General features: G+C 69.1%; 20 protein-coding genes. 6 read left to right on the forward strand and 14 right to left on the reverse strand.

What is annotated here, in order from left to right:
- Positions 1–205: 205 nt before the first annotated feature.
- Together AB0B91_RS58885 and AB0B91_RS58890 are read right to left on the reverse strand one after the other, a co-directional pair.
- Entirely contained in the window at positions 206–592 is a 387-nt protein-coding gene (locus tag AB0B91_RS58885) for an SCO5389 family protein (RefSeq protein ID WP_358340904.1), read from the reverse strand.
- A gap of 77 nt (positions 593–669) precedes the next feature.
- The gene (locus AB0B91_RS58890) at positions 670–1,611 is read right to left on the reverse strand and encodes an ATP-binding protein (protein WP_358341093.1); all 942 of its coding nucleotides are present in this window, start codon (positions 1,609–1,611) and stop codon (positions 670–672) included.
- Positions 1,612–1,680: 69 nt separating this feature from the next.
- Here AB0B91_RS58890 and AB0B91_RS58895 point away from each other — a divergent pair, with 69 nt between their 5' ends.
- Positions 1,681–2,220: a tetratricopeptide repeat protein gene (locus tag AB0B91_RS58895; protein ID WP_358340906.1), complete on the forward strand. Its 540-nt coding sequence runs from the start codon at positions 1,681–1,683 to the stop codon at positions 2,218–2,220.
- Here the strand turns inward: AB0B91_RS58895 and AB0B91_RS58900 are convergent.
- From AB0B91_RS58900 to AB0B91_RS58915, 4 genes are read right to left on the reverse strand one after another with little or no spacing between them, the layout of a single operon-like run.
- Positions 2,190–2,585: an Rrf2 family transcriptional regulator gene (locus AB0B91_RS58900; RefSeq protein ID WP_358340908.1), complete on the reverse strand. Its 396-nt coding sequence runs from the start codon at positions 2,583–2,585 to the stop codon at positions 2,190–2,192. The genes AB0B91_RS58895 and AB0B91_RS58900 overlap by 31 nt on opposite strands.
- The gene (locus tag AB0B91_RS58905; protein ID WP_358340910.1) at positions 2,585–3,439 is read right to left on the reverse strand and encodes an ABC transporter permease; all 855 of its coding nucleotides are present in this window, start codon (positions 3,437–3,439) and stop codon (positions 2,585–2,587) included. Before AB0B91_RS58905 ends, AB0B91_RS58900 begins: the two co-directional genes overlap by 1 nt.
- A 32-nt stretch (positions 3,440–3,471) precedes the next feature.
- Positions 3,472–4,266 (reverse strand): ABC transporter ATP-binding protein, encoded by a 795-nt coding sequence (locus AB0B91_RS58910; protein ID WP_358340912.1) that lies wholly within the window; start codon positions 4,264–4,266, stop codon positions 3,472–3,474.
- A gap of 5 nt (positions 4,267–4,271) precedes the next feature.
- Complete coding sequence (locus AB0B91_RS58915) at positions 4,272–5,303, reverse strand: ABC transporter substrate-binding protein (protein ID WP_358340914.1); 1,032 nt, start codon at positions 5,301–5,303, stop codon at positions 4,272–4,274.
- Between the two features lie 105 nt (positions 5,304–5,408).
- On the opposite strand from AB0B91_RS58915, the gene AB0B91_RS58920 reads away from it, so the two are divergent.
- On the forward strand, positions 5,409–6,137 hold the full coding sequence (locus AB0B91_RS58920) for a class I SAM-dependent methyltransferase (protein WP_358340916.1): 729 nt from the start codon (positions 5,409–5,411) through the stop codon (positions 6,135–6,137).
- Here AB0B91_RS58920 and AB0B91_RS58925 read toward each other — a convergent pair.
- Positions 6,134–7,495: an LCP family protein gene (locus AB0B91_RS58925; RefSeq protein WP_358340918.1), complete on the reverse strand. Its 1,362-nt coding sequence runs from the start codon at positions 7,493–7,495 to the stop codon at positions 6,134–6,136. The genes AB0B91_RS58920 and AB0B91_RS58925 overlap by 4 nt on opposite strands.
- Before the next feature lie 134 nt (positions 7,496–7,629).
- On the opposite strand from AB0B91_RS58925, the gene AB0B91_RS58930 reads away from it, so the two are divergent.
- Positions 7,630–8,499 (forward strand): class I SAM-dependent methyltransferase, encoded by an 870-nt coding sequence (locus AB0B91_RS58930; RefSeq protein WP_358340920.1) that lies wholly within the window; start codon positions 7,630–7,632, stop codon positions 8,497–8,499.
- Here the strand turns inward: AB0B91_RS58930 and AB0B91_RS58935 are convergent.
- The 6 genes from AB0B91_RS58935 to AB0B91_RS58960 all read right to left on the reverse strand — a co-directional run bounded on the left by AB0B91_RS58935 (position 8,454) and on the right by AB0B91_RS58960 (position 13,961).
- Entirely contained in the window at positions 8,454–9,338 is an 885-nt protein-coding gene (locus tag AB0B91_RS58935) for an NAD-dependent epimerase/dehydratase family protein (protein WP_358340922.1), read from the reverse strand. The genes AB0B91_RS58930 and AB0B91_RS58935 overlap by 46 nt on opposite strands.
- Positions 9,335–10,453, reverse strand: a complete 1,119-nt coding sequence (locus AB0B91_RS58940) for a cytochrome P450 (protein WP_358340923.1) — start codon at positions 10,451–10,453, stop codon at positions 9,335–9,337. Before AB0B91_RS58940 ends, AB0B91_RS58935 begins: the two co-directional genes overlap by 4 nt.
- The gene (locus AB0B91_RS58945) at positions 10,450–11,400 is read right to left on the reverse strand and encodes a ketoacyl-ACP synthase III (protein WP_358340925.1); all 951 of its coding nucleotides are present in this window, start codon (positions 11,398–11,400) and stop codon (positions 10,450–10,452) included. The genes AB0B91_RS58940 and AB0B91_RS58945 overlap by 4 nt, the downstream gene beginning before the upstream one ends.
- A 58-nt stretch (positions 11,401–11,458) precedes the next feature.
- Positions 11,459–12,028, reverse strand: a complete 570-nt coding sequence (locus tag AB0B91_RS58950) for a hypothetical protein (protein WP_214635054.1) — start codon at positions 12,026–12,028, stop codon at positions 11,459–11,461.
- A 51-nt stretch (positions 12,029–12,079) separates the two neighbouring features.
- Positions 12,080–12,751 (reverse strand): hypothetical protein, encoded by a 672-nt coding sequence (locus AB0B91_RS58955; RefSeq protein ID WP_358340927.1) that lies wholly within the window; start codon positions 12,749–12,751, stop codon positions 12,080–12,082.
- A 124-nt stretch (positions 12,752–12,875) separates the two neighbouring features.
- Positions 12,876–13,961: a hypothetical protein gene (locus AB0B91_RS58960; RefSeq protein WP_358340928.1), complete on the reverse strand. Its 1,086-nt coding sequence runs from the start codon at positions 13,959–13,961 to the stop codon at positions 12,876–12,878.
- A gap of 337 nt (positions 13,962–14,298) precedes the next feature.
- Here AB0B91_RS58960 and AB0B91_RS58965 point away from each other — a divergent pair, with 337 nt between their 5' ends.
- Complete coding sequence (locus AB0B91_RS58965) at positions 14,299–14,868, forward strand: helix-turn-helix domain-containing protein (RefSeq protein WP_358340930.1); 570 nt, start codon at positions 14,299–14,301, stop codon at positions 14,866–14,868.
- Here the strand turns inward: AB0B91_RS58965 and AB0B91_RS58970 are convergent.
- Complete coding sequence (locus AB0B91_RS58970) at positions 14,862–16,304, reverse strand: DUF234 domain-containing protein (protein ID WP_358340931.1); 1,443 nt, start codon at positions 16,302–16,304, stop codon at positions 14,862–14,864. The genes AB0B91_RS58965 and AB0B91_RS58970 overlap by 7 nt on opposite strands.
- Before the next feature lie 72 nt (positions 16,305–16,376).
- On the opposite strand from AB0B91_RS58970, the gene AB0B91_RS58975 reads away from it, so the two are divergent.
- Both AB0B91_RS58975 and AB0B91_RS58980 read left to right on the forward strand, forming a co-directional pair.
- Positions 16,377–16,778, forward strand: coding sequence for a VOC family protein (locus tag AB0B91_RS58975; protein ID WP_358340933.1), 402 nt, complete (start codon positions 16,377–16,379; stop codon positions 16,776–16,778).
- Between the two features lie 55 nt (positions 16,779–16,833).
- Positions 16,834–17,790 (forward strand): serine hydrolase domain-containing protein, encoded by a 957-nt coding sequence (locus AB0B91_RS58980; protein ID WP_358340935.1) that lies wholly within the window; start codon positions 16,834–16,836, stop codon positions 17,788–17,790.
- Positions 17,791–17,831 lie beyond the last annotated feature (41 nt).

The following is a 17,831-nucleotide window of genomic DNA, read 5'->3' on the forward strand; positions in this document are numbered from 1 at the left end:
ACCGGACTCCCACCGGCAAGCGACGACGAGCTTACGAACAACAAGATCAGCCGCTACGTCACGGCTTCACCTCCGTTCTGCTGGGCGCACGAAAGCCCGAGGCTAAGCCTGGAGGATGCCGGCGCATAACAGAGCGCCAATCCAAACTGCGGCGGGCACAGATGGGCGTGGCGGGCCGGGAGGAACCGGCCCGCCACAAGGGGAATCAGCAGTCCACCAGCTCGGGTTTCTGGTTGAGGATCTGTGCGCGTGGAGTGACGAACTCGCGCAACGCGGCGGAGGCCGTCGGAGCGAACACCGCCACCCGATGGCAGTTCTGGAAGGCCAGGCGGACGCCGAAGTGGCGCTCCAAGGCGCCCCGCATCGAGTCGCTGGCCAGGCAGCGCAGGAGCTGGCCGCGGGCCTCCTCGTCCGGTGGGGGCACCTGGTTGTCGGCGAAGTCGGCGCCGGTCCTGTCGCGGTGCTGGACCAGCTCGCTGATCACCGACCAGGCGTACGGCAGAGAGTCGCGGACGCAGGCGATGAACGCCGCGTCGTCGACCTCGCCCGTTCTGGCCTGATCGAGTAGATCGTTCGGAACGGTCAGCGACATGCTGTCTCCTCTCAACGGGGATTGATTCGAACGCTAGGTGGGCTCGGCGGAGGCTTCCAGACGACCGGAGGGGACAGTCATGTGGTCGGGCAGCCGCCATAGACGAACTCCGGGTCGATCTGGTCCGCCAGGTCGAGGCCGGTCTTGGCGTTGGCCCAGGAGCGGGCGTTGCGCAGGTGGAACTCCTCGGCCTGGCGGCCGAAGCGGGCCCAGTCCTTGGTCTGCGCGTCCAGGTGCTTGAGCAGCATGGCCAGCGCGTCGGTGTTGGCGGGCTCCAGGTCGTCGAGGGCGAAGCGCTGGCCCTGCTCCATGGCGCGGACGGCGGAGGAGTGGTCCATCCAGGTGAGCAGGTCGTCGCCCACCTGGTCGTGCAGGAAGTCGACGTCGGACTGGCCGTGCACCTTGTTGCCGATCACGGCGAGCGGCACGTCGTGGTCGGCGGCGTAGTCGCGGTATTGCCGGTAGACGCTGACGCCCTGCCTGGTCGGCTCCGCGACGAGGAACGTCAGGTCGAAGCGGGTGAACAGGCCCGAGGCGAACGAGTCGGCCCCGGCCGTCATGTCGACCACCACGTATTCGCCCGGACCGTCCACCAGGTGGTTGAGCAGCAGCTCGACGGCTCCGACCTTGGAGTGGTAGCAGGCCACGCCCAGGTCGTCCGCGCTGAAGGGGCCGGTCGCCATCAGCCGCATGCCCTCGCTCGTGGTGACCGCGAACTCGCTGGTCGTCAGATCCTTGAAGCTCAGCAGCCGGGAGCCGCGGCCCGGCGGGGTCGTCTTGACCATGGCCTGGGCCGACGGGATGCGCGGGTTGTCGCCGCGCAGCAGCTCCTTGATCTCGGTGAGCCGGGAGCCCAGCGGCTCCGGTGGCTCCTCGACGCCGAGCACCAGGGCCAGGTGCTGGTTGATGTCGGCGTCCACGGCCACCACCGGACCGCCCTGGCTCGCCACGTATCTCGCGAACAGCGCCGACATCGTCGTCTTGCCGCTGCCGCCTTTCCCGACGAACGCCACCCTCACGAGCACCCTCCCGATGATTATGAAAACCGTTACCGTTTCAGGTCACGCTCATCATGGCACACTGAGCGCGTGCGTGACGAGGAATTGGCGCCGGCCGTGGGGCTGCGCGAGGAATTGGCGCTGGCAGTGGGGCTGCGCGAGGAGTTGGCACGGGCCGTGGGGCTGCGTGAGGCGGGGGAGCGGGACGAGGCCCGCGAGCTTCTGGTCGCGCTGGCGGCGCGGCATCCCGAGGACGCCGAGGTGGCCTATCAGGCCGCGTGGGTGCACGACGCGCTTGGCCTGGAGGCGGAGGCGGTGCCGTTCTACGTACGCGCGCTGGCGGGTGACGGGCTGAGCGCCGAGGACCGGCTGGGCGCCTTCCTCGGGCTGGGCAGCACCTACCGGGTGCTGGGGCGGGTCGCGGAGTCGCTGGAGACGTTCGAGCGCGGGCTGGCGGAGTTCCCCGGCGACGCGGGGCTGCGGACGTTCAACGCCATGGCGCTCTACAACGCGGGCCGGGCGCGCGAGGCCGTCAGCTCGTTGCTCGCGGTCGTCGCCGAGTCAGACCGGGCGGGTGGCTATGCCAGGGCCATCTCCTACTACGCCGAGAACTTGGACGAGACGATCTGAGCGAAGGTGACTTCGGTCAGCAGCCGCTCCTCGTGCTCGCGCAGTGCGCTCCAGACGTCGGCCAAGGGCCCCGCGACACCGGGATAGCCACCGTGCGCGGGATATTCGGGTTTACCCTCGATGACCGCGATCACGTCGGCGAGCGTGATGTCCTCCGCCGGGCGCGCCAGCCAGTAGCCGCCGTCGGGGCCGCGCAGGCTGTGGATGAGCCCGGCCCGTCTGAGCTGCAGCAGGATGTTGTCGAGGAAGCGGCGCGGGATGTTCTGGGCCACGGCGATGCGTTCGGCCGGCACCGGCCCCGGCGGTGCCGCCGCTAATTCGCTGACCGCCCGCAGCGCGTAATCGGTTCGCGCGGAGACCCGCATCACACCGGATTGAGACCCCAGCGCCGCCGCAAGGCGCTGTCGGCCGCCTCGAACAACATGTCGATCACTATACCGATCACCAGGATTACGATCATCGTGCCGATCAGTCCCGGCGAGTCGGACAGTTCCCGCGAGATCGCCAGCTGCTCCCCGAGTGACGACTGATAGGCGATGATCACCAGCAGCTCACCGGCCATCAGCGAGCGCCAGGCGAACGCCCAGCCCTGCTTCAACCCCGCCAGGAACGACGGCAGCGACGCGGGCAGGATCACATGCCGGTAGAGCTGCAACCGCCGGAACCCGAGCACGTGCCCGGCCCGCAGGAGCAGCGGCGGCGTGTAGTCGACGCCGGTGATCAGGCCGTTGGCGATCGACGGCGCGGCGCCCAGGATCACCACGAACGTGATGGCGCTCTCGGTCAGCCCGAACAGCAGGATCGCGAACGGGAACCAGGCGATCGACGGCATGGTCTGCAGGCCGGTGATCAGCGCGCCGAAGGCGGCCCGCAGCACCTTCACCCGCGACACGGCCGCACCGACGACCAGTCCGACGAGCACGGCCAGCGCGAAGCCGGTGACGGCCCGGCGCATGGTGGTCCCCACGGCCTGGTAGAACTCGGGGTCGCCGAGGCGGTGCCCGAGGTCCTGGAACGTGGTGATCGGCCCGGCGAAGACGTACTCGGGCCAGCGACCGCTCAGCACGACCAGCTGCCAGGCGACCAGCACCAGCGCGATCGCGGTCAGCATCGGCCAGACCCGCGCCCAGACCCGGGACGCTATCCCGGCCCGCTGGTCACTGGCCAGCTCCAGCGCGTCCAGCCCGGCGATCTGCCGCGCGTGCGTGTCAACGGCCATCGTTCGCCTCTCTGCGTCGAAAAGCTGAGCTTTCAGTGGCCATGGCGCATGACCTCTTCCTTCAGCCGGTCGGTGATCTTCGCGGCCAGCCCGGCGACCTCGGCGGAGTCGGTGCGGCGGGGCCGGGCGAGCTCGACGGGGAACTCCTCGACCACCTTGCCGGGTCGGCTGCTGAGCAGCACGACCTTGTCGCCGAGCCGTACGGCCTCACGGACGTTGTGCGTGACGAACAGGACGGACAGCGCCCGCTCCCGCCAGATGCGTTCGAGCTCGTCGTGCAGCAGGTCGCGGGTCATCGCGTCGAGCGCCCCGAACGGCTCGTCCATCAGCAGCACCGCGCCGTCCTCCAAAGAGGACGAGGACGCGGAGGACTGGGCGAGCGCGCGGGCCAGGGCGACGCGCTGGCGCATGCCGCCGGACAGCTCGTGCGGGCGCTTCTTCCCGAATCCGCCCAGGTGCACGAGGTCGAGGAACTCCGCCGCCCTGCTCCGACGGTCGTGCTTGGACAGACCCTCAGCGCGGAAGGCCATCTCGACGTTGGCCGAGACCGTGAGCCACGGGAACAGCGCCGGCTCCTGGAACATCATCGCGACCTGCCGCCCGACCGTGGAGATCTCCCCCTGCGTCGGTTTGTCGAGCCCGGCGACCAGCGAGAGCAGCGTGCTCTTGCCGCAGCCGGAGGCGCCCAGGAGGCAGACGAACTCGCCGGGCCGTACCGACAGCGAGACCTTGTCGAGGGCGAGCAGCCCGTTGCCGCCGTGACCGTAGACCTTGGAGACGGCCTCCAGCCGGACCGCCGTCGTGCGATCGACCACCTGCGTCGTCATGTGCGTCACCTGTCCGAAATCGACTGCTGGCCCTCCGCGGCCAGCACCTCGTTGAGGGGCTTCAGGTTGTAGATGCCGTTCAGGTCCACCGGCTTGAGCAACCCGACCTTGACGGCGTGGTCCGCGCTGCCGGTGAGTGAGGAGGCGATGGGGTCGTTCGTGAACGTGATGTTCTTGAACGCGCTCGCCAGCACCTCGGGCTTGAGCGGCTTCTGGGTGAGCTTCTGGATCGCGGTGTTGACGGTCTGCGCGGCCGCGGCGGGGTCGTCGTTGAGGTACTTGGTGGCCTCGACGTGCCCTTCGAGCAGCTTCTTGAGCAGGTCGGGGTTGGCCTTGGCCCAGTCCTGCCGGACGATCAGGTGGGTGATCACGAACTGCTTGTTCGGCCACAGGTCACGCTCGTCCTGCAGGATCTTGCCCTTGCTCTCGATGACCAGGCGGCTGGCGAACGGCTCGGGCACCCAGGCGCCGTCGATGTCGCCGGTCGCGAAGGTCTGCAGCGTCTGCGCGTTCTCCTGGGGCACGATGTGGACGTCGCCGCCGCCCTTGGTGTCGGTCTTGAGCCCCTTGCTCTCCAGCCAGTAGCGCAGTGCCACGTCCTGGGTGTTGCCGAGCTGCGGCGTGGCGATCTTCTTGCCCTTGAGGTCGGCGGGGGAGTTGATCCCGGGCTTGACGACCAGGTAGACGCCGCCGGACGCGGCGCCCGCGACGATGTTGATGGCCTTGCCCTTGGACTTCTCCCAGGCGTTGATCGCTGGGTTCGGGCCGATATAGGTGGCGTCGATGGCGCCGGAGAAGACCGCCTCGATCGCGGCTGGGCCGGCGTTGAACGTGCTGGTCTTCACCGGTACGCCGAGGTGCTTGGCGAAGAAGCCCTTCTCGACGCCGACGAGGGCGGTGGCGTGGGTGATGTTCGGGAAGTAGCCGAGGCGCAGTTCCTTCGCCGCGCCAGTGGGAGACGCGCTGCTCCCGCAGGCCGCCGCGAGCGCGGTGAGTGCGGTTGCGGCCAGAGCGGCTAGCACCCTGCGAGCGTTCATGCTCTACTCCCTATTTCCTACTTAATAAGTCGGCTATGTGCATATGAAACCCTCCGAATCCCTACACGTCAAGTTGGTATAGGGGGATAACTAGGATCTGTCCATATGGAGAGACAGCTGATCAGCCACCTCGCGCACGCCGACCACCCGATCGCCTCCCCGATCAGCGAGGCGAACCTGACCCGGCTGCTGCGCCGGGCCAAGCTGCCGAGCGGCGCGCGGATCCTGGACCTGGGCTGCGGTGAGGCGTTCTGGAGCGTCCGGCTTCTGGAGCTGTACGGCGACGCCACGGCCGACGGTGTGGACCTGTCCGACGCGGGCTTTGCCAACGCCCGCCGGACGGCGGCCGAGGCCGGGGTGGCAGACCGGCTGACCCTGCATCACGGCTCCGCGACGGGCTTCACCTCGGCCGAGCCGTACGATCTGGTGCTCTGCGTCGGTGCCACGCACGCGTTCGGCGGGCTTACGCCGTCGATGGAGGCGATCGGCGGACTGCTCGCTCCCGGTGGGCTGGCTCTGGTGGGCGAGGGGTTCTGGGAGCGGCCGCCGAGCAGGGAGGTCGAGGCGGAGATCGGCGAGTACGCGGACCTGCCGGGCACCGTGGCGCAGGCCGAGTCGGGCGGCTACCGCACCGTGTACGCCCACGTCAGCGAGCGGGGGGAGTGGTACGACTACGAGTGGTCGTGGACCGGGTCGCTCATTGATTGGGCGCTGCGGCACCCCGGCGACGACGGCGACGCCGCGATGGCCGCGGCGCTGGAGCACCGGAAGATGTGGCTCGACGGGTACCGTGACCTGCTCGGGTTCGTGACGCTGCTGCTCAGGCGCGGTTAACGGCAGGCGGAGTCGAGGGCGATCGGGGTCTCGGGGCTCGGCGTCCCCGGGGTGGCCTGCGGGGGCGTGGTGCTCGGGCCGTGGTCGGCCAGGGCCTTGGTGACCTCGCGCCGGATCAGGCTCCAGTCGGGGTAGACCGTGTTGATCAACGGCGGTACGAAGCTCAGGCTCTTGATCTTGTTGGCCTTCACCCGCTGCGCCAGCTCGACCAGGTCGGGCAGCACGTTCTGCGGGATGTCGGTGGAGATGGCGCGCTTCGTCGCCACGGCCAGCTTCTCGAAGCTGTTCAGCACGGTGACCGGGTCGGCCTGCTTGGCGACGGCGTTGAGCAGGCACTTCTGGCGGCCCATGCGTACGTAGTCGTCGCTGTCGGTACGCGAGCGGCCGAACCAGAGGGCGTCCGCGCCGGAGAGCTTGCGGGTGCCGGGGCGCAACAGGCCCTCGCGGTACTTGCCGTAGACGATCGGCTGCTTGATGGTGACCGTCACGCCGCCCATCGCATCGATGATCTGCGCGAAGCCCTTCATGTCGACCATGGTGTAGTAGGTGATCGGGATGCCGAGGATGCCGCTGATCGTCTTCTTGAGCAGGGTCGGGCCGCGCTGCCCCTTGCGTATGCCTGGCTCCATCTCGGGATAGTCCTCGGCGTACTGGAACACCTCGTTGAGCAGGCCGGGAGTCTCCGGGCCCGCGCCGGTGAAGCCGTCCGGGAAGCGCTCTCTGGGCGGACCTTCCGGCAGGCGCACCCGCTGCAGGTTGCGCGGCAGGCCGAGCAGGATCGTCGCGCCGGTGGCGATGTCGACGCTGGCCACGGTCATGCTGTCGGTACGCACCCCGGGCCGGCCGGGGGCGGCGTCGGCGCCGAGGAGCAGGAGGTTGATCCGCTTCGCGCCGTCCCATGGATCCTGGGACACGACAGGGGAGACGTTCGCGGTGAACAGGCTGTTGACCACATCACGCGACACGTAGGTCACGCGGGCCGCGTAGACGGCCGGGGTCAGGATGAGCGCGCACAGGGCGATGGTCAGCGCGCTGGTCACCGCGCGGCCCACGCGGTTCACGGGCGCGGGCCGGACCAGCATGTACGACCAGATGACCACCCCGGTCCAGATGATCGCGATCGTGGCGATCATGATCGAGAAGGCGGTGAGCCAGGCGGGCTGGACGGCCAGCGGGAGCAGCTTGCTGCCGAACACGGTGATCACGGTGAGGATCATGGCGAGCATCAGCACGTGCGCCGCCATGAGGGCGAGGCCGGTCTTCCGGCGGTCGGCGGCCAGGTGGGCCACCCCCCACAGCAGGGTCGACGCGAGGGTGAGGATGATGCTGAAGCCAAGCCCAAAACCCCGTGTTCTCACTGTCATCCCTGGTAAGCCCCCCCTGTTCTACGAATTGCTCTCAAGGCTAGTAACGAGTTGCACGCGGGGTATTTGCGGAAAAGGCAGTGTCACGGCAAGTTTCGGTGAAGTCCATCTTGCGATATAACGTGAGTGTGAAGCGCGGTAGCTATGGATTCGACGCGCCATGGGCCCTTGCCGGACTCTTCTTCGGGGCAGTGGTGCTGCTGGTGCTGGCAGCGGTCTCGTTCGTCTCCGATGTTCCGGCGGCGGCGATCGCGTTCCTGCTCGGCGCGGTCTACACGCTGGCCAGCGCGGCCAGCTACCTCTACACGACCCGCCGGGGGAAGTTCGCCGTCTGGGGCGAGGAGCTCGGCCGGATCGAGGGCGACGAGCAGGTTCTCGACCTCGGCTGCGGGCGCGGGATGGTGCTGCTGCTCGCGGCCCAGCGGCTGCGCGAGGGCCGGGCCACCGGCATCGACCTGTGGCGCGGCGTAGATCAGTCGGGCAACGCCGAGGGCGTCACCAGGGCCAACGCCGAGGCCGAAGGGGTGTCGGATCGGGTCGAGCTGGTCACGGGTGACATGCGTGAGCTGCCGTTCGACGACGGCCGGTTCGACGTGATCGTGTCCAGCCTGGCCATCCACAACATCCCGACCGTGGAAGGACGCGAGCAGGCCGTCAAGGAGGCGCATCGGGTGCTGCGTCCGGGCGGGCTGATGCTGATCGCCGATTTCCAGCACACGCCCCAGTACGAGACCGTGCTGCGTGAGCTCGGCGTGGTCGACGTGCGCAGGCGCGACCTGGGGTGGCGGTTCTGGTACGGCGGGCCGTGGTTCAAGTCGGAGATGGTGGAGGCGCGCAAGCCGAGCCCGAACGGCGGCGAGGCACGCACGGTCGGCGCCAAGGCGGTCGCCGCCGGCGAGGCGCCTCCGGCCGGTGACGAGGCGCTCCCAGATGGCGGGCGGCCTCGTGGGCCTCACCAGGACGCGGCGCCTGCGAAGGATGTCGGCGAGGGTGCGTAACCGAGTCGGTCGCGGGCCGCGCTGATGTCCAGGGTGCGCTCGACGGCCAGGTGGCCGACGGCGTAGCGGGTCAGGCGCGGCTCGCGGGTGAGCGTCTCGGAGATCGCCGCCAGGCCGTGGGCGAGCCGTCGGGGCAGATAGAGCGGGGTCGCGTCGATGCCTTTCTCCCGCAGTACGGCACGGAGCGCGTCGTCCAGGACCACCGGCTCGGCGTCGGTGACGTTGTAGGTGCCGAGAGGGCCCGTGACAGCCAGCAGGCAGGCCTGGGCGAGGTTGGCTACCGAGGTCAGGCTGACGCGCTGCCGCCCGTCGCCGACCGCGACCAGCCTGCGGCCCCTGACCGCCCGCAGCACCCGGGGGAGCAGTGTGGTATCGCCGGGACCGTAGACGGCGTGCGGGCGCAGGATCACCGCACGCCCCTCGACCAGCCGCTCGGCGGCCGCCTTGGACGCGCCGTACGCGTTGACGTACCGGCTCACCGGGGCCTCGTGCTCGCGGGCCATGACCGTCGGCCGTCGCGGGTCGTACACGCTGGCCGTGCTGACGTGCACGAACCGGGCGCGGGGGAAGGCGGTCAGGGCGTTCTGGGTCCCGTCGAGGTTGGCCCGCCAGATCCCGGCCGGCGGGCCCCAGTCGGTGACGCTCCCCGCGCAGTGGATCAGCGCGTCGAGGTCGAGGTCCGGGCGGTCGCGGCCGGTCAGGTCCCAGATGAGGTACGGCACGCCGGGGATCTCCGTGGGCCGGCGCCCGAAGCCGTACACCTGCCAGCCCCTGGCCACGGCCGCCCGGCAGACCGCGCCACCCACGAAACCGGACGCCCCGGTGACCCCGACTCTCATGCGGCCCTGATCAGCAGCCGCTCGTAGGTCGGGATGAGCACGCCCCTGGCGGCCCGTCGCGCCACCACCCTGACCGGGCGGGCGAGCACGACCCGGGCCACCGCGCGGATCTCGGCCAGCGCCAGCGGGTAGCCGATGCAGAAGTGCGGCCCGGCGCCGAACCACAGGCGGCGCAGCTCGGGCGGATGCGGCCGGGACGGATCGAACGGTCCGTACGCGCGGGCGCAGTTGTGCGTGACGATCACCACGCGGTCGCCGGGCCTGGCCAGGACCCCGCCCACGCGTACGGGCTCGGCGACGGAACGCAGCATCACCGGGGTCGGCGTGGTGACCCGCATCGCCTCCTCGATCGCCAGATCCAGGTCGGCGCCGAAGGCGTCGTGGTCGTGCAGCAACGCGACCAGCCGGGGCACGAACGTGGCGACCGTCTCCGTGCCGGTGAGGAAGAACGCCCCGGCCGCCCCACGGGCCTCCGCCGCCGACAGCCCGAGCTCGCGCATCCGGCCCATCACTGTGGCGGGATCCCCCGCGTCGTAGGCGGCCTGCGCGATGTCGCCGATCCCGTCGAGCACCTCGCGGGCCACCCTGAGCTGGCGGGCGTTCAGGCCCCTGGTGCGCAGCGAGACCATCGACACCACCCGCTCCCCGTCGGCGAACAGCCGCCTGGCCCTGGCCGCCGGCACGTCGCCGAGGCCGACGACCCGGCAGATCACCGCTCCGGCCAGCAGGCGCATCTCGTCCACCAGGTCTACCGTGTCGCCGTTCGCCAGTCGTACGCGGAGGTCGTCCAGTGGGCCGGCGAGCACGTCGGCGACCAGCGTGGCGACGGACGACGGCGTGAACAGCGGGGCCAGCTTGGCGCGGAGTGCCGCGTGCGGCTCGCCCTCCATGTTGAGCAGCACCGACGGGCCGAGCACGGGCGTCCACAGGTCGCCGGGGGAGCCGGGGCCATCCTTCCGGAAGCGGCCGTCCATGAGCACACGCCGGGCCAGTGCCGCGTCGTTGACCACCACACCAAGGCCCGGCACCCGCACCACCGCGCCCAGCCGGGCCAGCAGGCGCATCAGCGGGTAGGCGAAGGGGTGGGCGGCGAGGTAGAGGCGGGTGTCGTTCACAGGTCCGCCAGCATGACACCAAGGCTGATGCCGCCGCCGAGGCCGAGCAGTGCCACGCGGTCGCCCGCGCGGGCGTGCGCGAGTTGGAGCGGGAGTGTGGCCGATGCGCAGTTGCCGTGGTCGGGCAGCGTGATCACCAGCCGGTCCTCGGGGAGGTCCAGCGCCTGCGACAGGACCTTCAGGTACGGCAACGCCACCTGGTGCACCGCGATCACGGCGAAGTCGTCCCAGGTCAGGCCGGTGCGTTTCAGGGCGTTGAGGAAGAGGTCGGGGCCGATGAGCTCGAACGCCTCCTTCAGCCTGCGGCCGTCGCCACGGAAGTAGGAGTATTCGGGGTCGCGCGGATGCATGGAGCCGCCGCCAGGAAGGGTGCCGATAGCCCACGCCCTACTATCAGCCGAAAAATCGCGATAAAAGATGCCGCGCGTGGGGTCGGCCTCCACGAGCACCGCCGCGCCCGCGTCCGACAGCGTGTACCCCGCGAACGCGTCCACGAACTGCGCCCGATTCCTGATCCGCCAGCGGATCGCCCGCGAGGGCGTCTCGCCCGAGCACACCAGCACCCTGCGGTACGACCCGGAGACGATCAGCCCCTCGGCCACCTGGATCCCGTTGAGCAGGCTGTTGCAGGCGTTCTTGACGTCGAACACCGGGCACGACAGACCGAGCTTGGCGGCCACGATGTGCGCGGTCGCGGGCTCGACCAGGTCCTGCGAGGCCGAGGCGAAGATCAGCAGATCGACGTCGGTCGCCAGCTCCTTGGCGGCCTCGACGGCCAGGTCCGAGGCCTGCTGATCGTCGGAGGCGACATGGCGGCGCCTGATGCCGGTCATCCGCTCGACGATGCCGCGCGGGGGGCGGTAGCCCCGGATGCGTCGCTCGACCTCGTCGCTGGTCAGCGTGCCTGCGGGGAGGTACGTGGAAATCCTGGTGATGCGGGCCTTCATCTGCCGAAACCTAGCGGGTCGCCCTTGCAGAACGTTTGCCAGCCGTTCATCGAGATGCCTATAGGCGATGCGGAGACGGCGCGGGCCGCATGACGCGCAGCACCTGCGTGCTGTCGGCGAGATACAGGTGCGGCACGTCCACGAACACCCGCATCGGACCGGTGCCCAGCCCCAGCCGTCCCGCCATCCCGGCCTGGACGTCCGCGAGCGGCAGGTAGTTCAGGTAGCTGGTGAAGGCGTTCTGTGACCGGAACGTCGCGGTCATGACCAGCGCGTCCTCCCTGATCCTGAAGGCCAGCCCGATCAGGCAGGGGACCGAGTCGTACGGCTCGCCCGGGGTGGTCAGCGAGATCCAGGCGCTCTTGCTGTACGGCTTGGCCCGCAGCAGGTCGGCCGCCCATTGGAGCTGGCCCTTGATCCTGGCGCCATAGCTGTACTTGAACGGCGGCACGATCGTGTCCTGGCTGAACTTCCTGCGGTACAGCGCCAGCCGGTCCGTGTCGCCGTACCTCTCGATGATGGGGTCGTTCCCACTCGTGACCGCGATCTCGAACAGTACGGACGGCGCCTCGATGACGGGACCTCGGTCATCGTCGGCGAGCGCCCCCGCCGTCCAGACATGGCGCATCAGCCATATCCACGCCTCCCCACACGACGCCCAAAGTGTCGGGCCGGGCATTCAGGTCTCCTGATTCGGGAATTCGTAGGGATTGTGCGGGAGCCGGCGCCGCCTGCTGACGTTGCAGCGCACGTAGTAAACGGAGTAATGGACGAGAGCCACCAGCGTGATACTGCTCAGCAGCATGAGCAGGTTCGGATCCTGCCCGCCGAGGCCGCTGACACCCACGGTCAGGTACGTCGAATTGACGATCGCCAGCATCATCACGTTGATCCCCGGCCAGGCCAGAGGCGCGTACGTCTCGGGAAAGCGCGGATCGACCGGCAGGTTCGGCGACCAGTTGAGCTCGTCCTTGAGCCGGCCCGCGTACAGCAGCCGGAAGTTGTTGATCGCTCTGGCCGTCCTGGCGTGCGCGTTGACCGCCTCGATGAGCCGCAGGAACGGCAGCACGCTGAGCAGGCCGAACGCCGCCACCAGGGCGAACAGGTACCACGGCACCCGGTGCCACTCCGTCAGGTCCTGCGGGTCGACGACCTTCGCGCTGGTGAGCGCGATCGCGGCCAGGAACGGTCCGGACAAGAGGCTCATCGCGAGCCTCGTCATCTTCAGACGTTCTTCCTTGGCGGCCAGGTGGACCGCGTATACGCCGCTGAAGTCGATCGCGGCGAGTTGGAGGAAGTGGTTTGACTCCAGCCTTGACTCCGGAGCCATGCGTGGGGGTGTCTTCCGCATGATCGTGCTCCTGTGGGACCAGCTTCCCCAAGTATGAGCACACCGTTCCCGGATTTGACAGGATTTCTACCAATCATTCCAACAAATCGGTATGGGCAGTCTGCTGATCTTTAAGCGAACTAGATCATTTGGGGAGGCAGCTGATCCAAAGGGCCGGGTAAGCCAGCGGGCGAAACAACGGTGTCATCACCTCTGGGGGATAGACCTTGTACAAGCACGCCATCACCGCTCTAGCGCTGACCGCCTCCGGCCTGCTGCTGGGCGCAGGGCCCGCGGTTGCCGACGACGAGTTCGACAGCAGCGGCTTCACCTTCTTCCCGATCAGTGCGGTCGGGACGGAAGACTTCAAGGCAACGGGCCACTTCTTCTTCGCCGACGCGAACAGCGTCCGCTCCGGCAGTTTCAGCATCAGCCGCTCCAGTGTGAGCAGCATCAGCCGATCCAGCGTGAGCAGCGTCCGCTCGGCCGGCACCCTCGCCGCGCCCTCTGCCTGCCAGGCGGCGACGGCCGCTGTCCGTCCGGCCACCGTCTGTCCTGACGCCTGGACCGCTGCCCGCCCGGAGGCCCTGACGGCCGTCCGCCCAGAAGCCCCGGCTTCTCCCTGCTCCGCCGCCGGCCCGACGATCGTCCGCCCGATCGCCCAGGTCTCCGCCTGCCCGGCGGCCACGGCCGCTGTCCGTCCCTCGGCCACGGCGGTTGTCCGTCCCTCGGCCACAGTGCTTGTCCGTCCTGCGACCACGGTGATGGTCCACTCGACGATTTCGGCGTTTGTCCATCCGACGCTCACGGCGGTCATCAGCCCCACGGTGACAGCGGCTGTCCGTCCCTCGGCAATGGTGGATGTCCGTCCGACGGTGACGGCGGCTGTGCGTCCGACGGTGACGGCGGCTGTCAATCCGACGGCCACGGTGGCCGTCCGTCCGACAGCCACGGTTGCTGTCCACCCGACAACCACGGTGGCCGTCCGTCCGAGGGTGACGGCTGTCCGCCCGGCGGTCGCGACCGCTGCCTGCCCGTCCGCTTCGATGGCGTCGGCCCCGACCGCGGCTTGCCCGGCTCTGGCCGCATCGACCGCCGTCCGGCCGGTGGCCCCGGCCGCTGCCTGCCCGTCCGCTTCGATGGCGGCGGCTCCGGTGGCGGCGGCTCCGGCTGCGGCCTGTCCGGTCGAGTCGACCGTTGTCCGCCCGGCCGAGCCGAAGATTGACTGCATCGACCCCACGACCGCCAAGGTCGGCAGCCTCGAACAGCGCACGCCGTCTCAGACCTACACCTGGGGCAGCGGCCGACGAGGGTCCGTCCACGCGCGCGGCGCCTGGAACGTCTGGTGGCAGCGCGGATCCGTCCCCGCCTACGCACACGGATGACGTACGGGAGGTAACAACGGGTTCGGCCCCGTCATCCGCCTGAAGCCTGAAGCCTGAAGCCTGAAGCTTGAAGCCGTCCGCTCGCCGCCATGCGGGCGGACGGCTCGACGGCGTTCGACCCGGCCATCCGGCTATCCTGCTATCCGGTGCACTGCTCCGAATGCCAGCCTGGAGGCGAGCCGAATGGCGGACACGATGCGCGCGGACGGCCGCCGCAACTACGACCGGCTGCTCGACGAGGCCCGCGCTGCGTTCGCCGAGCACGGCACCGACGTCTCCCTGCGCGACGTCGCCCGCCGCGCGGGGGTCGGCATCGGCACGCTGTACCGCCACTTCCCCACCCGCGAGGCGCTCATCGAGGCCGCCATGCGTCACGGCCTCGACGCTCTCTGCGCGCGGGCCGACGAGCTCATCGACACCGAGCCGGCCGGCGAGGCGCTGGCCGCGTGGCTGCTCGCCTTCGCCACCGGCTCGACCCGATATCAGGGCCTGCCCGCGTCGATCCTGGACGCTCTCGGCGACGAGACCTCCGAGCTGTACCGCTCCTGCCACGCCATGCGCGCCGCCGCCACCCGGCTGCTTCAGCGGGCCCAGCAGGCCGGCCAGGTACGGTCCGACCTCGCCGTCGACGATCTGCTGGCGCTGGTGGTCGGGGTCGCCTGGGCGGGCCAGCACGCCCGTGACGGAGAGGGCCTGACCAGCCGCCTGCTCGGCCTGATCAGAACCGGCATCGAGACCTCCGGCGGTCAGTGAGAACGCCAGGCGGCCAGTAGTTCCTCAGGCCCCCACGACTGGTCCAGCGGAGGGCCGGGCTCGAACCCGGCTCTGGAGACGGCGATGATCGGCGTGTCGATCGAGACGCCCGGTACGAAGGCGGCGCCGCGGACCAGTTCCTCATGATCGCGCTGATCGAACAGCCGGTTGTCGTACCACTTGATCGATCCGACGAAGTGCACGTCTCTCGCGACCGGACCTCTGTCGCTGCCCACCAGGTCGATCTCCGGATTGTGCTGGCGATTCCACCAGCCGCCGATCTCCTCGGTGTCCGGCCACCGGTCATCCGGCAGCGTTCTGGCCAGGGTCTCGCGGATGATCGGCTCCACGGCGCGTCCTCGCCAGGCCGTCCAGGATCGTTCGATGCGCCGCAAGGCCAGATCCGGGCGACCTCGCTCGCTGTCGGCGATGGCGCGCTGCAGGAACGCCAGCCAGAAGCGCAGATAGTGATCGGATATCCGATATCGCTTGTTCTTGGTGTCCGGCTTGGTGGACAGGGGCAGGTCGGTGGCGATCACTCGCTTGGCCGCCAGACTCGTCAGGATCGGCGCGAGTGTGCCGGGCAGGAGCGGGGTTCCGCCGCCCGTCTTGGTGGCGATGTTGGAAAACGTACGCTCGCCCGTACCTACCGCTTCCAGGACGGCGCGAACGTGCGAGCCCACGGGAAACTCGCCCAGCATCGAAAGCTCTCCGGCGGCGAGCAGCGGAGACAACGGCGAGTCGAGGCTCGCGCGCAGGAAGTCGACACGTGACAGCCCCGGCTCCCAGGAGCGGACTATTTCCGGGAATCCGCCCGTGATCAGGAGCGCGTCGATGGCGTCGGCCGCCGGCAGTCGCGTCATCTCCGCGACGTCGGCGAGATTCAACGGCTGAACGGTCATCCGGGCGGCTCGTCCGAAGAAAGGCCGGCCGTATTGCTGGAGCGCCTCCATCATCGTCAGATCGCTGCCCACGAGGAGAAGCAGGATGGGTTGGGCGGAGAGGAACCTGTCCCAGACTGTTTGCAGCGCCCCCTCGAACTCGCCGTCCTGCTCGACCAGCCACGGCACTTCGTCGAGCACCACGATGCACGGGGCATCGGCTGCGGCTGTCACCAGCGACTTCAGCGCCTGGTTCCAGTCCTGCGGCTGAGTGTCCTGGACCAACTCCGACATCGGGAGCCCCGCGGACGCCACCTCTCCGATGAAGTCGCTTCGCTCCGCGCCGGGGGCTCGCCCACGAGATGCTTGGAAGACGACGTACGGCAGCCCGGAACGATCGCAGAACTCTTGCGCGAGGCGTGACTTGCCGACCCTGCGGCGCCCGGTCATGATCACCGCTCGACCGCGGGTGGTCAGTTTGCCGTCCAGGACCAGGCGCAACTGTTCGTCGAGCGTCCTGAGGTCGTGGGACCGTCCCGAGAATTCGGCGACCATCCTCGCTCCAAACTATGATCCAATCATACTATGAACGATACATAGCTTACCTTGGAAGCGCATGATGGCGTGGTGATCGGACACATCGGGATCAGCGTCCCCGACCTGACGCGAGCCAAGGCCTACTACGACCAGTTGATGCCGCTCCTGGCCTTCGACGAGTTTCTGAATGGCGCCGACCAGTTCGCCTACCGGCCCGCCGGGGGCAAGCCCGGCACCTTCCTGTTCTTCTATCCGGCGGCCGACGGAACGGCCGGCTACTCCCGCGACCACCCGGGCCTGCAGCACCTGGCGTTCATGGTCGGGAGCCGGTCCGCGGTCCGTGCGGTTCACGAGCGGGTGGTCTCGCTGGGGGATGTGGTCGTGGAGGAGCCGCGCAATTTTCCCGAATATCCGCCGCCCTACTACGCCACTTTCTGGCGGGATCCGTTTGGATTCCTCCTGGAGGCCGTCTGCCACCGTGAGCGCGATTGACTCTCACACGGTGTCAGGTCGTAGACCGGGAAGTCCCAGCGAAGAGGAGATCGTCATGACGTTGGCGGATCGGGTGGACAGTGTCCTGCGGGCGGGTAAGGCGCCGAACCTGCACGGGCTCGTGGTCGTCGAGAACGGGCAGGTCACCCTCGAACGGTACGGCGCGGGCGAGGACTTCAAGCTCAACGAGCCTCTCGGGTACGTCACGTTCGAGCCGGACACGCTGCACGACGTCCGGTCCGTCACCAAGAGCGTCGTCTCGCTCCTGTACGGCATCGCGCTGGCCGAGAAGCTGGTGGCGCCGCCGGAGGAGGGCTTGCTTGCTCAATTCCCGGAATATCCGGACCTGGCCGGAGACCCCCAGCGGGCCCGACTCACCGTCGAGCATGCCCTGACGATGACACTCGGGCTGGAGTGGGACGAGAGCGTGCCGTACACCAGCACCGCCAACAGCGAGATCGCGATGGAGTACGCGCCCGACCGCTGCCGCTTCGTGCTGGAGCGGCCCGTCGTCGAGGAGCCGGGGCTCCGGCGGACGTACTGCGGCGGCGCGACGGCCCTGATCGGGCGGCTCATCACCAAGGGGACCGGCCGGACACTGACCGAGTTCGCCAGGAGCGCGCTGTTCGAGCCGCTGGGCATCGGTGAGTTCGAGTGGGGGCGGGGCGGCGACGGAGCCGAGATGGCGGCGTCGGGGCTGCGGCTGACGCCGCGCGACCTGGCCGCCATCGGCACGCTCCTGCTCGACGGCGGGCGCGGGATCGTGCCGCGGAGCTGGATCGAGGAGCTGTCGCGGCCCCGCGTGCGGATCGACGACAGGTCCGCGTACAGCTACCACTGGTACGTCGGCACCGGTGAGCAGTCCGGGCTCTCCGCGCACGGCAACGGCGGCCAGGTGCTGCACCTGGCACCCGAGCGCGGGCTGGTCGTGGCCATGACCGCAGGCAACTACGACAACTTCGCACAATCCACCTCCGCGGCCGTGCTCGACGCGGTCCTTCAGGAGGCTTGACAGCCTCCGGCTAAAGGCATTAGCTTTCTGGCTATAGCAAT

The organism is Nonomuraea sp. NPDC049141 (assembly GCF_040648415.1).
Lineage (GTDB): Bacteria > Actinomycetota > Actinomycetes > Streptosporangiales > Streptosporangiaceae > Nonomuraea.